Source organism: Nocardia sp. JCM 38205 (genome assembly GCF_058222935.1).
Genome location: NZ_JBYHFL010000005.1, coordinates 52760 through 68153 on the forward strand (window position 1 = coordinate 52760; position 15394 = coordinate 68153).

Genomic DNA, 15394 nt, shown 5'->3' on the forward strand with positions numbered 1-15394 from the left:
GCCGACCGCCGCGCCGGGTGTACGCCATCGGGACCACAGCCCCGCGCCCCAGGAGGCGGGGCGAGCCGGCGAGGGTCTACGACCGGGTGCGCTGGGCGGCGGCCGCGAACTTCGCCCGATAGCGGCTCGGCGAGATGCCGACATCGTGGGTGAAGACCGCGCGGAAGGTGACCGGCGAGCCGAAGCCCGCCTCCGAGGCGATCCGGTCGACCGTGAAATCGGTGGTTTCGAGCAGTTCCCTGGCCGCAGCCAGGCGTTCGGCCGCGACCCAGCGCATCGGGGTGGTGCCGATATCGCGGTCGAAGTGCCGCGCGAGCGTGCGCGGTGACATATTCGCGGCGCGGCTCAGCTCGGCGAGGCTGATCGGGTGCCGCAGCTGCCCGCGCAGCCAGGTGCGCAGCTCGTCGAGCCAGGTGGCGGCCGCGTCGAGGGGTTCGGCGTGCACGTATTGGGCCTGATCGCCGTCGCGGTGCGCGGCGATGACGAGGTTGCGGGCGATGGTGTTGGCCGCGCGCTCGCCGTGGTCCTGGCGGATCAGGTGCAGGCACAGATCCAGTCCGGCGGCAGAACCGGCGCTGGTGAATATGCCGTCGTCTTCGAGGTAGATGGCGCGTGCGTCGACCTCGACGGCCGGGTACATCCGTTGCAGCAGCGGTGCGTGCCGCCAGTGCGTGGTGGCCCGGCGGCCATCGAGCAGCCCGGCCTCGGCGAGCGCGAAGGTCCCGGTGCACAGTGCGGCGATGCGGGCACCCCGCCGGGCTGCCGCGCGCAGCTGCCGCACCAGCGGCGCACCGACCGAGCGGCCCGGCGGCACGGCGGGAACCAGCACGGTGGCGGCGGCCGACAGCGCGCTCAGCGGTCGCTGTGGGTGCAGGCGCGCGCCGGTGTGGGTGCGGACGCCGCGCGTATCGCCGCACAGCGTCACGTCATACAGCGGCGGCGCGCCCGGATCCCAGTCGTATCCAAGGGCTTCCAGTGGCATGCCGATCTCGAACAACGTCATTCCGTCGACGAGTGGTACCGCGATGGAGGGCTTGCGCAAGGTGTCGGTCGGATCGTTCATGGTGGCAAAATCCCATCACTTTATGTCGATTCTGCCACTCGCGACGTCGGGCGGGCAGTGCGATCGTCGAGTCATGACCACTCGCACGCCATCGAGGGAAACCGCCACGCCGCCGCGCCGGGCCCGAGATCGCGGCCGCCGGGCCGGACGGGCGCTGCGCAATACCGTCCGCCAGATCGCCGGCGGCGTGGACGCGTTCTCGCGGGTGCGCCACGGCCTGCCCGTGCCGCCCGGCCACCCTGCTCGCGACGACCGAGCCGCCGCCGGGCGAGGTGCTGTTGGTTGAGCGCGGCCGATCCGGCTATTCCGCCGGTATGAGACGCGGAGCAACCCTTGCGACCCTCGCAGCCCTGCTACTGGTAGCGGGGTGCGGCACCGACGACGCACCGGGCGAATCGAGTTCGCACGCGGCCGGTAGCGAGGCGCGCACCGGCGACATCACCCTGCGCAACGTGCACATCGTGCCCGCGGTGGTGCCCGGCCAGTGCGTCATCCAGGCCGACGCGCCGGCGATGCTGGCGTTCGCGGCCGTGAACAACAGCCCGACCGACTCCGATCGCCTGGTCTCCATCGACACCCCGGCGGCCGAATCGGTCCGCATCCAGGCCACCCAGCAGCAGCTGACGCTGCGCCCGGAAACGATGCTGACCGCGGGGCAGCCGGTCGAGCAGGTGCGGCAACCCTCGGCACCGGACCAGCCGATCCGGGTCACGCTGATGGATCCGGCCGATTCGGTGCGGCCCGGTAAGCACGTCGAGATGACCTTCACCTTCGATCGGTCCGGCACGGTCACCGTCGCCGTCCCGATCGACTCCTGCCCGACGCAGCTGTCGGAGTAGGCGATCAGCGCTCGGCGCCGCCCAGGATGCCCAGCACCTGATCGGACAGATAGAACGGTTCCAGCCGCTCCCGGATCAATCCAGCGAGCACCCCGTTCTTCTTGGCCGCCTCGATCACCGCGGGCCCGTAGCGCAGGATTTCGGTGCTGATGTCCTCGGCGGTGAGACCGAGTTCGGGCAGCATCGCGCCGAGGGTGTAATCGCCGTACTTGCTGAAGAAAACCTGCACGCATTCGTCGACGAGCAGGCCGAAGTACTCCTTCTCCCGCGTGGTGACCGCGATCTCGTAGCAGATCAGCACGAGTTCGCGCAGGTCCTTCTGAGTGAGGTAATCGCGCAGGCCGCTGACCGGCTCGTCGGCGTGCAGATCCCAGAATTCCATCGCCGCGCCGTGCACCGGGGCATCGCGCAGCATCTCGCGGATGGCGTTGTTGGTGCGGCGCAGCGCGAACAGCGCGCCCTTGCCCGCCATATCGCCGATGAAGGTGTTGTCGGCGGCGACCTTCTTGGCCCGGTTGGCCGCCGACTGCCCCAGCGACATCAGCGAGGAAACGCCGGGGATCTTCTCCGCGCGTTCCCGGTTGGCCTGCATGAAATCGTTGATCAGCTTATCGACGAACTTCGAGGCGACGGTGGCCACCAGCGGGCTCTCGGTGAGCCGGTCCAGGATGCGCTCCTGGGCCTGATGCATGGCGAAGATCTTCTCCAGCAGCGCCTCCACCGGCTCACGCTCGACGACCTGGCCGAGGGTGTAGTCGTGGCTGCCGGAGATGTTGTCGTAGATGGCGTCGGCGAAGACGCCGACCATATCGGCGATCACCGGGCTGCCGCCGATGAGGTCGATGACGGTGGCGACGGTGGCCTCGGCCTGTTCGATCGACACCACGTCACGGAAGACGATGGTGTCGGCGACCTCGAGCACCGCCGCCACGTCCCGGGCGACGACCTCGGTGAAGCGGTCGCCACTCACCTCGGCCAGCAGGAATTCCACCTGAGCGTCGAGCAGCCGTTCGGCGATGTCACGCGGCTCGGTCATCTGGTCCACCCATTCGTCGTCCGGCGCCGGCCAGACCACGGACGGATTACTCGTCGTTGTCGCGCAACGATTTCCGGATCTGCTCCAGGCGCTCACGCGCGGCCTCTTCGCGCGCCTGCCACTGTTCGTCGGCGCTGCGGCCCGCCGGGGTCTGCCGATCGAGTTCACCCATCCCCTGCGCGGTGCCGTAGCGCTGCTCGACTTTATCCCGAACTGACTCGAAAGTAGGTACGCCGCCGGAGGAATATCCGGCCGTCCCGGACAGTCCCGGCGAACCCGGTACCGGCGGTACCGGCGATACCGCTCCGACCTGCCCCGATGCGGTTCCGGACACGGCCGGATCATGCGTGGCGTCGATGCGAGTGATAGGAGACACATCCGGGTGCGGATGCACATGACCGGTTTCGGCGGGCATGTCGGCCGCGGCTTCGTGCACCGGTGCGAGCGCCGCCCGGCCCGCGGTCGCGATGCGGATGACGGCGAGCAGGTCGGCATCCGGCAGCTGCGCCAACCGCTCGGTGATCTCGGTGAACTCGCTCATACCGTCAGGCTACGCATGCGCCGCGCGCTGCCGCACCTGATCGCGGGCACCGGCCAGCGGTCAGGTCGGGCAGACCGTGCGAGCCCAGCTTTCGATGGTGTCGATCCAGTGCCCGGCCGCCAAGACGACGATGTCGTTGTGGCCCGCTCCCGGATAGATGACCAGTTTCTTGGGCTCGGGCGCGGCCTCGTACAGCATCCGCGCATGCCGCAACGGCAATAGTTCGTCCTGGTCACCGTGCATGAGCAGCAGCGGCGCGCGCAATTGCGGGATGCGCCGCAGGCTCGGGTACGCGTCCGGAACGAGCGGCGCGGGAAGGAAGGGATATACCGCGCGGGCGGCCTCGCGCATCCCGGTGAAGGTGGACATCAGGATCAGGCCCGCGGGCGGATGCGCGAGTGCGAGCTCGAGCATCACCGCCCCGCCGAGTGATTCGCCCAGATACAGCACCCGCCCCGGATCGACGCCGGGCTGGCCGAGCAGGATCGTGCGGGCCGCTCGGGCATCCAGTGCGGTGCCGCGTTCGCTGGGCCGTCCGGTGCTGCGGCCGTAGCCGCGATAGTCGAAGGCGAGCACATCGAACCCGGCCTCGGCCAGCAGCGCGTAGATCGGCACCCGGTCGCCGATATTGCCGCCGTTGCCGTGCGCGTACAGCACATGCCCGATCGACCGCGGCGCCCGCACCCACCAGCCGTGCAGTGTCTCACCATCGGCGGTCGGGATGGACAGTTCGGCGTAGTCCAGGCCGAGCCGCGCCGGGGTCTGCTCGATCCGCCGCGGTTGTGGTTGGAAAACCAGCGCGTTCAGGACGGGAGTTGCCGGGTGACGCATGCTCTAGTCCTACCGCATCCGGGGCCGGCCTTCATCCCGCCGGATACCCGGCACCCGGCATCGGTACCTGGCGAGGCCGACACATGCCGCGGCCCGGCCGCCGATCGAAGGCGGGCCGGGCCGTGGACACCAGGTAGTTATCCGCGCAGCACCGCGCCGACCGCCTCCGACGCCGCCGCCACCGCCGCATCGCGCGCGGCGCTGGCCTCGTCTTCGGTCAGGGTGCGATCCGGGGCACGGAATCGCAGCGCGTAGGTGAGCGATTTGCGGCCCTCACCGGCCTGCGCGCCCTCGTAGACGTCGAACAGCGCGATGTCCTCGAGCAGCTCGCCGCCGCCACCGCGCAGCGCGGACTCCACCCGGGCGGCCGGTACGGCCTTGTCCACGCTCACCGAAACGTCTTGCAGCACTGCGGGGAACGGCGAGACCACCGGCACCGGACGCGCCTCGCGCAACGGCAGCGCGTCCAGGTTCAACTCGAAGGCACAGGTGCGCGGCGGCAACCCGGAACGCTCCAGCACCGCCGGATGCAGCTCACCGGCATGCCCGACGACCACACCGTCGACCACCAGTTCGGCGCAGCGGCCCGGATGCCACGGCAGGTACGCCCCGGCCCGGCGTTCGATGACCACTCCGGCGGCGTCGGCGACGGCATCGGCCAAGGCGAAGGCGTCGGCGGCCTCGGCCGGGCGACCCTCACCCCACGGGCCGCGCGGTTCCCGGCGTCCGCTCAGCACGGCGGCGACGTGCACCGGCTGGTCGGGCAGCGAGGCCAGCAGTTCGGCGATCTCGTCATCGGTCGGACGCCGATCCACCGGCAGCGGGTCGACCGGGCGGGTGTCCGGGCCCGGCAGCACGACCTGCGCGATGCCGTAGATGGCCAGGTCCTTCGCGCCGCGCGAGATATTGCGTCCGGCGACCTCGAGCAGGCCGGGCAGCAGCGTGGTGGCCAGTTCGGGGCGCTCGACATCGAGCGGGTTGAGCACCGAGGTGGTGGTGCGGCGCGGATCGTCGGCGTCCAGGCCCCAGGTGTCGAACACCCCGGCAGGCAGGAACACCGGCGGCGGCACCTCGACGGCCCCGGCGAAGGCCAGCGCGCGGCTCACCGCGCGACGGCGCCGCTGGGTGGGGGTCAGGCCACGGCCTGCGGGGGCTGCGGGCAGCACCGACGGGATCTGCTCGAGACCCTCCAGCCGCAGCACCTCCTCCACCAGGTCGGCGGGCTGGGTCAGGTCCGGACGCCAGCTCGGCGCGGTGACCACGAGCTGGCCGTGACCGGACTCGGGCACATCGACCTCGACGGTGCAGCCGATCTGCGCCAGCCGCCGCGCGGACGTGCCGGTCGGGTAGGTCACGCCGGCCACCCGGTCGGCGAGGTCGATGTCCATGTGGATCGGCTCGGGCGCGGGCAGCGGCACCCGGATGTCGGTGAGCGCGGATTCGATGGTGCCGCCGGCGATCTCGGCCAGCAGCGTGGCGGCGCGGTCGAGCGCGGCGACGTTGATCTCCGGATCGACCACCCGCTCGTAGCGCTTGCTCGCCTCGGAGACCAGCTTGTGCCTGCGCGCGGTGCGGTAGACCAGCAGCGGATTCCAGGTCGCGGCCTCGAGCACGATATCGGTGGATTCCGCCGACACCTCGGTGCTGGCACCGCCCATCACACCGGCCAGCGAGATGACCCCGGAATCGTCGGCGATCACGATGTCCTCGGCGTCCAGGGCGCGCTCGGTGTCATCGAGGGTGCGCAGGGTCTCCCCCGCGTTCGCCGGGCGCACCACCAGGCCACCGCTCAGCTTGGCGGCGTCGAAGGCGTGCAGCGGCTGGCCCAGTTCGAGCATCACATAGTTGGTGACGTCGACCGCGGGCGAGATCGGCCGCACCCCTGACAGCAGCAGCCGCCGCTGCAACCACCACGGGCTCACCGCGTTCGGATCGATCCCGGTGACCCGGCGCACCGCGAACCGGGTGCACTGCGATTCCGGCTCCAGCCGCACCGGCCAGGCATCGGCCTCGTCGTCGGGCAGCGTGCGCACCGCGGGATCGGCGTATTCCAGGTCGAAACCGCAGGCCAGCTCGCGCGCCAGACCGCGCACCGAGAAGCAGTAGCCGCGGTCGGGGGTGATGTTGAGTTCGATGACGGTGTCGTCGAGACCGAGCAGCTCGTTGGCGTCGGCGCCGGGCTCGGCGGTACCGGGCTCGAGCACCAGAATGCCCGAATGATCCTTGCCGATACCGAGTTCGGCGACCGAACAGATCATGCCGTTGGAGACATGGCCGTAGGTCTTGCGCGAGGAGATGGCGAAACCACCCGGCAGCACGCCACCGGGCAGCACCACGACCACCAGATCGCCGACGGCGAAATTACGGGCACCGCAGACGATTTCCTGCGGCTCGGGATTGCCGACGTCGACCTTGCAGAAGCGGATCGGCTTCTTGAACTCGGTGAGCTCGGTGATCTCCAGGACGCGGCCGACCACCAGCGGCTTCTCGATCTCACCGCCCACCCGCTGCAGGGTGTCGACTTCCTCGACCTCGAGGCCGACGCGGACGAATCCGGCGTCGAGTTCCTCGGGCGTCACCGACCACTCGGGGGCGGTGCGCGCGATGATGTCGGTCAGCCAGGACTGCGCTACTCGCACTTGACGTTTCGCTCTCTCGATCGAAGGTGGTCAGGACCGGATACCGAAGGGCAGCGTGAACCGCACGTCGCCCTCGACGATGTCGCGCATATCCGGAATGCCGTTGCGGAACTGCAGGGTCCGCTCCAGGCCCATGCCGAACGCGAAACCGCTGTACTCCTCGGGGTCGATCCCGCTGGCGATGAGCACCTTCGGGTTCACCATGCCGCAGCCGCCCCATTCGACCCAGCCCGCGCCGCCCTTCTTGTCCGGGAACCACACGTCGACCTCGGCGGAGGGCTCGGTGAAGGGGAAGTAGTTGGGGCGCATGCGGGTCCGCGTCTCGGGACCGAACAGTGCGCGCGCGAACGCGTCCAGCGTGCCGCGCAGATGCGCCATGGTCAGGCCCTTGTCCACCGCAAGACCCTCGACCTGCGAGAAGACCGGGGTGTGGGTGGCGTCGAGCTCATCGGTGCGGAAGGTGCGGCCCGGGCACACGACATAGATCGGCAGTTCGCGTTCCAGCATCGAGCGCACCTGCACCGGCGAGGTGTGGGTGCGCAGCACCTGCCGCGATCCCTCGGGCGCGATGTGGAAGGTGTCCTGCATGGTGCGCGCGGGGTGGTCGGGCAGGAAGTTGAGCGCATCGAAGTTGAAGTGCTCGGTCTCCACCTCGGGGCCCTCGGCGACCTCCCAGCCCATCGCGACGAACACATCGGCGATCTGCTCGGAGATGACGGTGATCGGATGCCGGGCGCCCACCGGCTGCCTGCGCGCGGGCAGGGTGACGTCGATGCTCTCGGCGACCAGCACCGCGGCGTCGCGTTCGGCCAGCAGCGCCGCGCGCCGGGCCTCGAAGGCCTCCGAGACCCGGGTGCGCGCCACGTTGACGCGCTTGCCGGCGTCGGCCTTCTCCGTCTTGGGCAGCGTGCCGAGGGCACGCTGGGCCAGCGCGATGGGTGACTTGCCGCCGATGTGCTCGGTCTTGGCGACCGCGAGCGCATCCAGGTCGGCGGCCGCCGCGAACGCTTTCTCGGCCGCCGCCGCGGCCGCGGCCAATGCCTCCTCGGTCAGCGAGGCGTTCTGCTCGACTGCGCTCTTGTCGTCGCCCACGATCGTTCGTCTCTCCCCTGGGGATCGGTTCTCCGGGTGCGGACCATTCCTTACCCACATTGCTGCTGGTCGAATCGTATGCGATGCGGATCGGGCGATTCATCCGGATTACCTCGGGCCGGGCGCGGGTGTTGTGCTAGCGCCGCCCTCGCGCTGGTCGGCGTGTCGACTCGGCAGCGTGCGCGGTGTGTCGGCCCCATACCGGCGGCCCGGTGGTCGCCGTGGACCACCGGGCGTACCGGGACGGGCGGTCAGGCGGTGCCGACCGGTACCTCGCCGTCCTCGGCCGGATGGAACCGAGCGTCGAGCGACTCCGCGTCGCTGGTTCCGGCCTTGCGGCCGGGCGCTTCGGCGGAACCCGCCGGTTCGATCCGGCTGGGCAACAGCAGCGCGACGAACGCGCCGACCGCGACGATCGCGGCGCCCACCCACACCGCGGGGACCAGGCCGTCGACATAGCGCTGCGGGTCGAGGTAGGAACCGTGCGAGGCGAACACCGACGCCAGTACCGCGACCCCCATCGCGACGCCGACCTCGCGGACGGTGTTGTTGGTGCCGGAGGCGATCGCGCGGTCCTCCGGGTCGGCGGCGGCCATCACCACGGTGGCGCCGGGGGCGAAGGTCAGGCCCATGCCGAGCCCGCCCAGCAGAAACGGACCGACGAAGGCGCTGTAGCTCGTGTCGACGGTGATGACGGTGGCCATCCAGGCCAGCGCCACCGCCAGCGCGACCTGCCCGGCCGCCAGCAGCTGCCGTGCGCCGACCCGATCGACGATCAGCCCGGCGATCGGAGCGACGACCATCGGGGCCAACGTCCACGGCAGCGTGCGGATGCCCGCCGCCAGCGGGTCCAGCCCCTGCACCACCTGGAAATACTGCGCAAGCAGGAAGATCGATCCGAAGACGCCGACGGAGAAGGTGAAGCCGGTCGTATTGCTCACCCGGAAGGCGCGCGAGCGGAACAGCCGCAGCGGAAGCATCGGATCCGGCGTCCGCAACTCCCAGGCAACCAGGCAGGCCAGCAGGATCGCGCCGCCGATCAACGCGCTCAGCACACCGGACGAGGTCCAGCCGTCCTCGGCACCATGGATCACGCCCCACACCACCGCGAGCACGCCCGCCGAGGCCAGCACCAGCCCGACCGGATCCAGGCGGCGCGCACCGCCGCGCGATTCGTCCAGGATCCTGGCCGCGAACGGCAACGCCAGCACACCGATCGGCACGTTGATCCAGAAGATCCACTGCCAGCTCAATCCGTCGACGACGGCGCCGCCGACCACCGGGCCCAGCGCGACCCCGAGGCCGGTGATCCCGCCCCAGATGCCGATCGCGGCGCTGCGCATCTTCTCCGGCACCGCCGCCGACAGCAACGTCAACGACAGCGGCATGACCGCCGCCGCCCCGAAGCCCTGCACCGCGCGGGCGGCGATCAGCTGCCAGGGCTCGGAGGCCACGGCGCAGGCCGCGGACGCGAGCGTGAACACCGCGATGCCGGCCAGGAAGATGCGCCTGCGCCCGAGCCGGTCACCGACCGCGGAGGCGGTGAGCAACAGGGACGCGAATGCCAGCGTGTAGGCGTTGACGAACCACTGCAGGTCGGCCAGCGAGGCGCCGAGTTCGGCCCGGATCACCGGCAGCGCATTGGTGACCACGAGGTTGTCCAGCGTGACCATGAAGGTCGGGATGCCGACCGCAGCCAGCACCGCCGCCAGCGGACGGCTGCCCGGCGTGCGGCGCTCGGTGGACGGTGGCGCGGCAGACGCCGCGGTGGTGAGTATCTCGGTCATGTCCAGCCCTTGTTGTAATCGACTGATAACTAATATCGAGAAGAGTATGCATCGACTGATAACATGTCAATGCATGGCCCGCACGAGACGATCAGGAGCACCTTTGACGACAAGGACCCGGATGAGCGCGACCGAACGCGGCGAGCAGGTGCTGACGGCGGCGATCCAGGCCTTCGCCGAAACCGGTTATGCGGCAACGAAAACCGATGACATCGCCCGACTGGCCGGGGTGTCCCAGCCGTATGTGATCCGGCTGTTCGGCACCAAACAGCAGCTGTTCCTCGCCGCGCTGAACCGGGTGTGCGACCGGATCGAGACGGTGTTCCGGGAAGCGGCGGCGACCGATCCGAACCCCACCGCGGCGACGCTGGGCCACGGCTACAGCACGTTTCTCGCCGAACGCGAACTGCTCCAGCTGCTCCTGCACGGCTTCGCCGCCAGTGCGGACCCGGTGATCGGCGAGCAGACCCGCGCTCGCTTCGGGCAGATCTATGATCTGGCGGGTGCGCTGACCGGCGCGTCGGTCACCGAGGTGCGCAGGTTCATGGCCACCGGCATGCTGCTGACGGTGATGACGTCGATGCAGGTGGCGGGGCCGAACGCGGTGCCTGCGCCATGGGCGGCCGAGATCCTGGAGGACCTGGGAAAGTCCGGCGACTGAGGCCGGCCGGGTACCTTGCGGCCGGCGCGTTCACGGCTGCCGGTAGCGCACCCGCGAGTTCGCGTAGAGACAGATCGAGGCCGCGGTGGCCAGATTCAGGCTTTCGGCACGGCCCCGAATCGGGATGCGCACCCGATGGTCGGCGCGGGCGGCGACAGCCGGATCGAGGCCGTGCGCTTCGTTGCCGAACAGCCAGGCGACGGGGCCGGTGAACAATTCGTCGGCGTCGTCGAGATCGACTTCGCCGCCTGCCGCGGTGGCCAAGATCGTGATGCCTGCGCCCGCGATGTCCTCGAGGATCGCACCGACGTCTCGGCTGCGGGCGATCGGCACATGGAACAGGCTGCCGGCCGCGGCGCGCACGCATTTGCCGTTGTGCGGGTCGACGGAATCGCCCGCGAGGATCACCCCGTCGCCGCCGACGGCGTCGACGACACGGATCAGTGTGCCCGCGTTGCCCGGGTCGGCCATCTCCACGGGCACCGCCAGCATGCGCGGCTCGGCGGCCAGGACCGCGCCCGGTTCGACGTCGAGCGTCTCGCAGACGGCCACCAGTCCCGGCGGCGTCACCGTCTCCCCCAGCGCCTGCGCGGCCCGATCGCTCACCAGCGTGGTCCGCACCCCTTGGGCGGCGGCGCCGGCGACGAGTTCGTGCTCACGGGTCGCGGCGGCGGCCGAGTAGAACAGCTCGCGTACCCGTCCGGTCTCCAGGGCCGCGGTCACCGAATTGGCGCCTTCGGCCAGGAACAGGCCGGACTTGCGGCGCTGCGCGGCGCGATGGAGCTTGACCGCGGCCACGATTCGCGGATTGCGCAGCTCGATCGCCTCAGCAGCCACGATCATCCGCCGGGATCAGACAGCGCAGAACGACCCGTGGGTTGCGCTCGTCGAGCGCGTCCACGGGTCGTTCCGAAAGATGTCCGCGAATCACGGCACCCGGCTCAGGCGGCCGGGGCGTTGACGTCCTGCGGCAGCGCGGCCTTGGCGATGGCGACCAGGCCGGCGAAGGCTTCGGCGTCGGAGACGGCCAGCTCGGCGAGGTTCTTGCGGTCGACCTCGACACCGGCGGCCTTCAGGCCCTGGATGAAGCGGTTGTAGGTGATGTCGTTGAGCCGCGCCGCGGCGTTGATGCGGGCGATCCACAGCTTGCGGAAGTCACCCTTGCGCGCCCGGCGGTCCCGGTAGGCGTAGGTGAGCGAGTGCAGCTGCTGTTCCTTGGCCTTGCGGTACAGCCGCGAGCGCTGGCCGCGGTAGCCCTTGGAGGCCTCGAGGATGGAACGGCGCTTCTTCTGAGCGTTGACGGCCCTTTTGACGCGTGCCACTGGTCAGTCCTGTTCGATCGGGGGGCGCGAGCGGGCGCCCGGGTGTTGTCGGATTGGTCGGCGTCCGTGATCGGAGCGCGCGAGCGTGCCTGTGCGGCGGTATCAGATACCGAGCAGCTTCTTCACGCGAGCGACGTCGGCGGACGCGACGACCTCCTTGCCGTCCAGACGACGAGTACGGCGCGTGGGCTTGTGCTCGAGCAAGTGGCGACGGTTCGCCTGCTGACGCAGCAGCTTGCCCTTGCCGGACACCTTGAATCGCTTCGAGGCGCCGCTGTGGCTCTTCATCTTCGGCATGGATTCCTCAATCTGTCTCGTGCCCGCGGTCGCGCATGGACCGCCGGCGTTCTGATCGGTATTACTGCGGGCCGGCCTGCTCGGCCTGCTCCGCCTGCCCCGCGGTGCTCGGCTGCGGGCGGGCGGCCGAGTCCTGCTGCGCCTTGGCGCGCGTCTTCGCGCCCTTGTGCGGCGCGAGCACCATGGTCATGTTCCGGCCGTCCTGCTTGGCCGAGGTTTCGACGAAACCCAACTCCGCGACGTCGGAGGCCAGCCGCTGCAGCAACCGGAAACCGAGCTCGGGCCTGGACTGTTCACGACCCCGGAACATGATCGTGACCTTGACCTTGGACCCTGCCTCGAGGAAGCGAACCACGTTGCGCTTCTTGGTCTCGTAGTCGTGGTCGTCGATCTTGGGGCGGAGCTTCTGCTCCTTGATGACGGTCTGGACCTGGTTCTTCCGGGACTCGCGCGCCTTCTGCGCGGTCTCGTATTTGAACTTGCCGTAGTCCATGATCTTGCAGACCGGTGGTCTGGCATCCGGGGCCACCTCGACCAGGTCGAGGTCGGCTTCGAGCGCGACGCGTAGTGCATCTTCAACACGCACGATCCCAACCTGTTCACCGCCGGGTCCGATGAGGCGGACTTCGGGAACGCGGATGCGATCGTTGATGCGGGTCTCAGTGCTGATGGGGCCTCCTAGGTCAAGCGGTGTCGTCGGACGACCGCAGGCAATAACTGCAACCCCTTGTTCAACACAAAGGCCCCGTTGCGGTATTTCCCGCTACGAGGCCCGAGGTCGACCGATCATCGCAGGTGATCACACCTGCGATCCCGCATCGAGAGCAATGCGGGAACCCGCCGCGAAGGGCGAGCGACCGGACCGTTGTACCGTACGAATGCTCGCCGGCAACGGTGGGAGTCGGGCTCCACTTATCTGCCCCGGCATCGTCGTGCGCACACCGTCACCGGCCACACGCACGAACCACCCAGGGCGGTCGTCGCAGAACAGCGTAGCAGCTGCGCCGCCCGGAACCCAATCGGGTCGCGCGCACACAGGCAGCGGCGAAAATCGCTTGCCCGCGCATCGGCCGCGTGCGACCGTCCCCCGGTGCCTGATTCTCGCCGCGAGCTGCTGGCCTGGCAATTCGAGCTCACCTGGGCCCTGGCCGATTATCACCTCGACGCCCTGAGCGAGGACGACGTCCTCGCCACGCTCGCCCCATCGCACTGGACCGTCCATCCCGACGCCGACGGGGTCTGGCGCCCGGACTGGGCCGAGACCGAACCCGATCCGGTCCCGGTACCGACCATCGGGTGGCTGACCTGGCATATCGACTGGTGGTGGAGCACCGCCCTCGATCAGGTGCGCGGCCGCGCGCTGCGCTCGCGTGCGAGCGTGCACTGGCCGGGGACGGGCGCGGCGGCCGTCGCGCGGATCCGGCAACTGCACACCGACTGGCTGGCGGCATTGAACGCGCTCACCGACGCCGATCTCGACGCGCCCGTCGCGTATCCATGGCCCTCGGAGGCGGGCCTGACGGTGGCCCACCTGGTGGCGTGGGTCAACGCCGAACTCATGAAGAACATCGCCGAGATCGGCCAGCTGCGAATGATCCGGGCGGCGGCGTGAGCGGGCCCGGCCCGGGGTTCTAGCCTGATAGCCATGACTGAACAGCCCGACAGCTCTGTGCGTGAACTGGCCGATATCCCCGCGGTGGAGGTGATCAGCCGGGCCGCGGTGATGTTGATGAGTTCGGCGGCGGAGAAACTGGGGCTGGCCGATGAGGATCCGGAGACCAGCAGCCGCCGCGATCTGGACGAGGCACGGCGGGTGATCACGGCACTGGCCGGCCTGGTGACGGCGTCGGTGGAGTATCTGGGTCCGCACGCGGGGCCGATCCGCGAGGGCTTGCAGTCGTTGCAGAAGGCCTTCCGGGAATCGTCGGCGCATCCCGACGAGCCGGGTAAGGGGCCGGGCGAGAAGTACACCGGTCCGGTGTACTGACGCGGCGTCGGCACGCCGGACACCACGAAGGCCGGGTCCCGAGGGACCCGGCCTTCGTGCGTCGATCACATCCCTGGCGTCACCGAGATGGCCGAGCCGGTGCTCAGCATGTTCGCGATGGCGGTGAAGATGTCGCCGAGGCCCGCGCTTCCTGAGTTCATGATGGGTGGTTCCTTTCGGTGGATCCGCGCTCAGGCAGGCGTGCCCGGGGTGTAGTTGAGAGACGAGCCACTGCTCAGAAATCCGAGGATCTGAGTGATCAGGGCCCCGATGTCGACGCCTTCCATGGCGGGCATTCCTTTCGTTCGCACCGGCCGCGCCGGCTGTCCATCGCCGCGCCCCAGGCTGCTGGGACGCGGTTGCGGCCGATCCTACACACGCATGTTTCACTTTTAGGACAGTTTTCCGGCAAAAGCGCCTACCCGCCGTCACCGGGTGTCGCCACGACCGGACGAAGCCAGGGGCGTCGACCCTAGAGATTGCGAAACATCGTGTCGCACACCACATTTCATTGAAATCTGCGGAACCGCGCGTTCTCCGGCGGGCCCGGCATGGGATGCTCTCCGAATGGCACGGATACTTCTGGTTCCCGGTTTCTGGTTGGGCGCATGGGCGTGGGACGAGGTCGCGGACGATCTGCGCCGCCACGGTGACGAGGTGCTGGCCCTGACCCTGCCCGGCCTCGACCCGCACGACGCGGACCGGCTCGACGCCACCCTGGAGCGCCAGGCCGAGGCCATCGTCGAGGCCACCGACGGCCGGCCCGCCGTCCTCGTCGCCCACTCCGGCGGCGGCGCGGCCGCCTACCTGGCCTGCGACCTGGCCCCTGAGCGGTTCTCCCGGGCGATCTATGTCGACAGCGCGCCCCTGCCGAACGGTTTCGTGCTCAACTCCGAGCTCGACCTCGCCGCCCGCGAATACCCACTGCCGCACTGGGACGAGCTGACCGCCGACGGGGACAACCTCGCCGGTCTCGACGAGGAAGCCCTGGCGACCTTCCGGGCCCGCGCGGTCTCCGAGCCGATCGCGGTGGCCACGGCGCCGCTGCGGCTCAGCGAGCAGCCCGCGGGCCGGTGGATCCCGACCACGGTGATCTGCAATACCTTCACCGCCGAGGTGGTCGGGAAGCTACGCGACGAGGGCGAGATGCCGATGTTCGCCGAGCTGGCCCGGATGGACGCCGAATACGTCGACCTGCCCACCGGCCACTGGCCCATGTGGTCGAAACCGCACGAGCTCGCCGAGCTGATCCACACCGTCGCCCAGCGGTGACGCGCGCGGGGCGGCGGCGCACCGCCA

The 15394-nt window shown here is 69.7% G+C and carries 17 protein-coding genes; 6 read left to right on the top strand and 11 right to left on the bottom strand.

Features of this window, described 5'->3' with window-relative positions; translation table 11 throughout:
- Positions 1-76: 76 nt before the first annotated feature.
- Positions 77-1063, bottom strand: a complete 987-nt coding sequence (locus AC4HOU_RS19085) for a GlxA family transcriptional regulator (protein ID WP_195020981.1) — start codon at positions 1061-1063, stop codon at positions 77-79.
- Between the two features lie 73 nt (positions 1064-1136).
- Between AC4HOU_RS19085 and AC4HOU_RS19090 the strand changes: the two genes are divergently transcribed.
- Together AC4HOU_RS19090 and AC4HOU_RS19095 are read left to right on the top strand one after the other, a co-directional pair.
- A complete protein-coding gene (locus AC4HOU_RS19090; protein ID WP_163813775.1) occupies positions 1137-1349 on the top strand; it encodes a hypothetical protein in 213 nt (70 codons plus the stop codon).
- A 28-nt stretch (positions 1350-1377) separates the two neighbouring features.
- The gene (locus tag AC4HOU_RS19095; RefSeq protein WP_163813774.1) at positions 1378-1902 is read left to right on the top strand and encodes a copper chaperone PCu(A)C domain-containing protein; all 525 of its coding nucleotides are present in this window, start codon (positions 1378-1380) and stop codon (positions 1900-1902) included.
- A gap of 4 nt (positions 1903-1906) precedes the next feature.
- On the opposite strand, the gene AC4HOU_RS19100 is transcribed toward AC4HOU_RS19095, so the two are convergent.
- The 6 genes from AC4HOU_RS19100 to AC4HOU_RS19125 all read right to left on the bottom strand — a co-directional run bounded on the left by AC4HOU_RS19100 (position 1907) and on the right by AC4HOU_RS19125 (position 9828).
- Positions 1907-2938 carry a hypothetical protein gene (locus AC4HOU_RS19100; protein WP_163813773.1) on the bottom strand — a complete coding sequence of 344 codons (1032 nt, stop codon included), beginning with the start codon at positions 2936-2938 and terminating at the stop codon, positions 1907-1909.
- A gap of 46 nt (positions 2939-2984) precedes the next feature.
- Complete coding sequence (locus AC4HOU_RS19105; protein WP_163813772.1) at positions 2985-3479, bottom strand: hypothetical protein; 495 nt, start codon at positions 3477-3479, stop codon at positions 2985-2987.
- A gap of 60 nt (positions 3480-3539) precedes the next feature.
- A complete protein-coding gene (locus AC4HOU_RS19110; RefSeq protein ID WP_195020982.1) occupies positions 3540-4310 on the bottom strand; it encodes an alpha/beta hydrolase in 771 nt (256 codons plus the stop codon).
- A 137-nt stretch (positions 4311-4447) separates the two neighbouring features.
- Entirely contained in the window at positions 4448-6949 is a 2502-nt protein-coding gene (gene pheT, locus AC4HOU_RS19115) for a phenylalanine--tRNA ligase subunit beta (RefSeq protein WP_490724874.1), read from the bottom strand.
- Positions 6950-6979: 30 nt separating this feature from the next.
- The gene (gene pheS, locus AC4HOU_RS19120; RefSeq protein ID WP_163813769.1) at positions 6980-8041 is read right to left on the bottom strand and encodes a phenylalanine--tRNA ligase subunit alpha; all 1062 of its coding nucleotides are present in this window, start codon (positions 8039-8041) and stop codon (positions 6980-6982) included.
- 251 nt (positions 8042-8292) lie between these two features.
- Positions 8293-9828, bottom strand: coding sequence for an MFS transporter (locus AC4HOU_RS19125; protein WP_195020984.1), 1536 nt, complete (start codon positions 9826-9828; stop codon positions 8293-8295).
- A 121-nt stretch (positions 9829-9949) separates the two neighbouring features.
- Between AC4HOU_RS19125 and AC4HOU_RS19130 the strand changes: the two genes are divergently transcribed.
- Positions 9950-10489, top strand: a complete 540-nt coding sequence (locus AC4HOU_RS19130; RefSeq protein ID WP_163813767.1) for a TetR/AcrR family transcriptional regulator — start codon at positions 9950-9952, stop codon at positions 10487-10489.
- Between the two features lie 30 nt (positions 10490-10519).
- On the opposite strand, the gene AC4HOU_RS19135 is transcribed toward AC4HOU_RS19130, so the two are convergent.
- The 4 genes from AC4HOU_RS19135 to infC all read right to left on the bottom strand — a co-directional run bounded on the left by AC4HOU_RS19135 (position 10520) and on the right by infC (position 12823).
- Complete coding sequence (locus AC4HOU_RS19135; RefSeq protein WP_163813766.1) at positions 10520-11332, bottom strand: TrmH family RNA methyltransferase; 813 nt, start codon at positions 11330-11332, stop codon at positions 10520-10522.
- Positions 11333-11430: 98 nt separating this feature from the next.
- A complete protein-coding gene (gene rplT / locus AC4HOU_RS19140; RefSeq protein WP_011208447.1) occupies positions 11431-11811 on the bottom strand; it encodes a 50S ribosomal protein L20 in 381 nt (126 codons plus the stop codon).
- A gap of 102 nt (positions 11812-11913) precedes the next feature.
- The gene (gene rpmI / locus AC4HOU_RS19145) at positions 11914-12108 is read right to left on the bottom strand and encodes a 50S ribosomal protein L35 (protein WP_036535836.1); all 195 of its coding nucleotides are present in this window, start codon (positions 12106-12108) and stop codon (positions 11914-11916) included.
- Positions 12109-12169: 61 nt separating this feature from the next.
- Positions 12170-12823: a translation initiation factor IF-3 gene (infC, locus tag AC4HOU_RS19150; RefSeq protein WP_163813829.1), complete on the bottom strand. Its 654-nt coding sequence runs from the start codon at positions 12821-12823 to the stop codon at positions 12170-12172.
- Positions 12824-13198: 375 nt separating this feature from the next.
- On the opposite strand from infC, the gene AC4HOU_RS19155 reads away from it, so the two are divergent.
- From AC4HOU_RS19155 to AC4HOU_RS19165, 3 genes are all read left to right on the top strand, one after another.
- The gene (locus AC4HOU_RS19155) at positions 13199-13720 is read left to right on the top strand and encodes a DinB family protein (protein ID WP_195020985.1); all 522 of its coding nucleotides are present in this window, start codon (positions 13199-13201) and stop codon (positions 13718-13720) included.
- A gap of 33 nt (positions 13721-13753) precedes the next feature.
- Entirely contained in the window at positions 13754-14095 is a 342-nt protein-coding gene (locus AC4HOU_RS19160; protein WP_048833249.1) for a DUF1844 domain-containing protein, read from the top strand.
- A 567-nt stretch (positions 14096-14662) separates the two neighbouring features.
- Positions 14663-15367 (top strand): alpha/beta fold hydrolase, encoded by a 705-nt coding sequence (locus AC4HOU_RS19165; RefSeq protein ID WP_195020986.1) that lies wholly within the window; start codon positions 14663-14665, stop codon positions 15365-15367.
- Positions 15368-15394 lie beyond the last annotated feature (27 nt).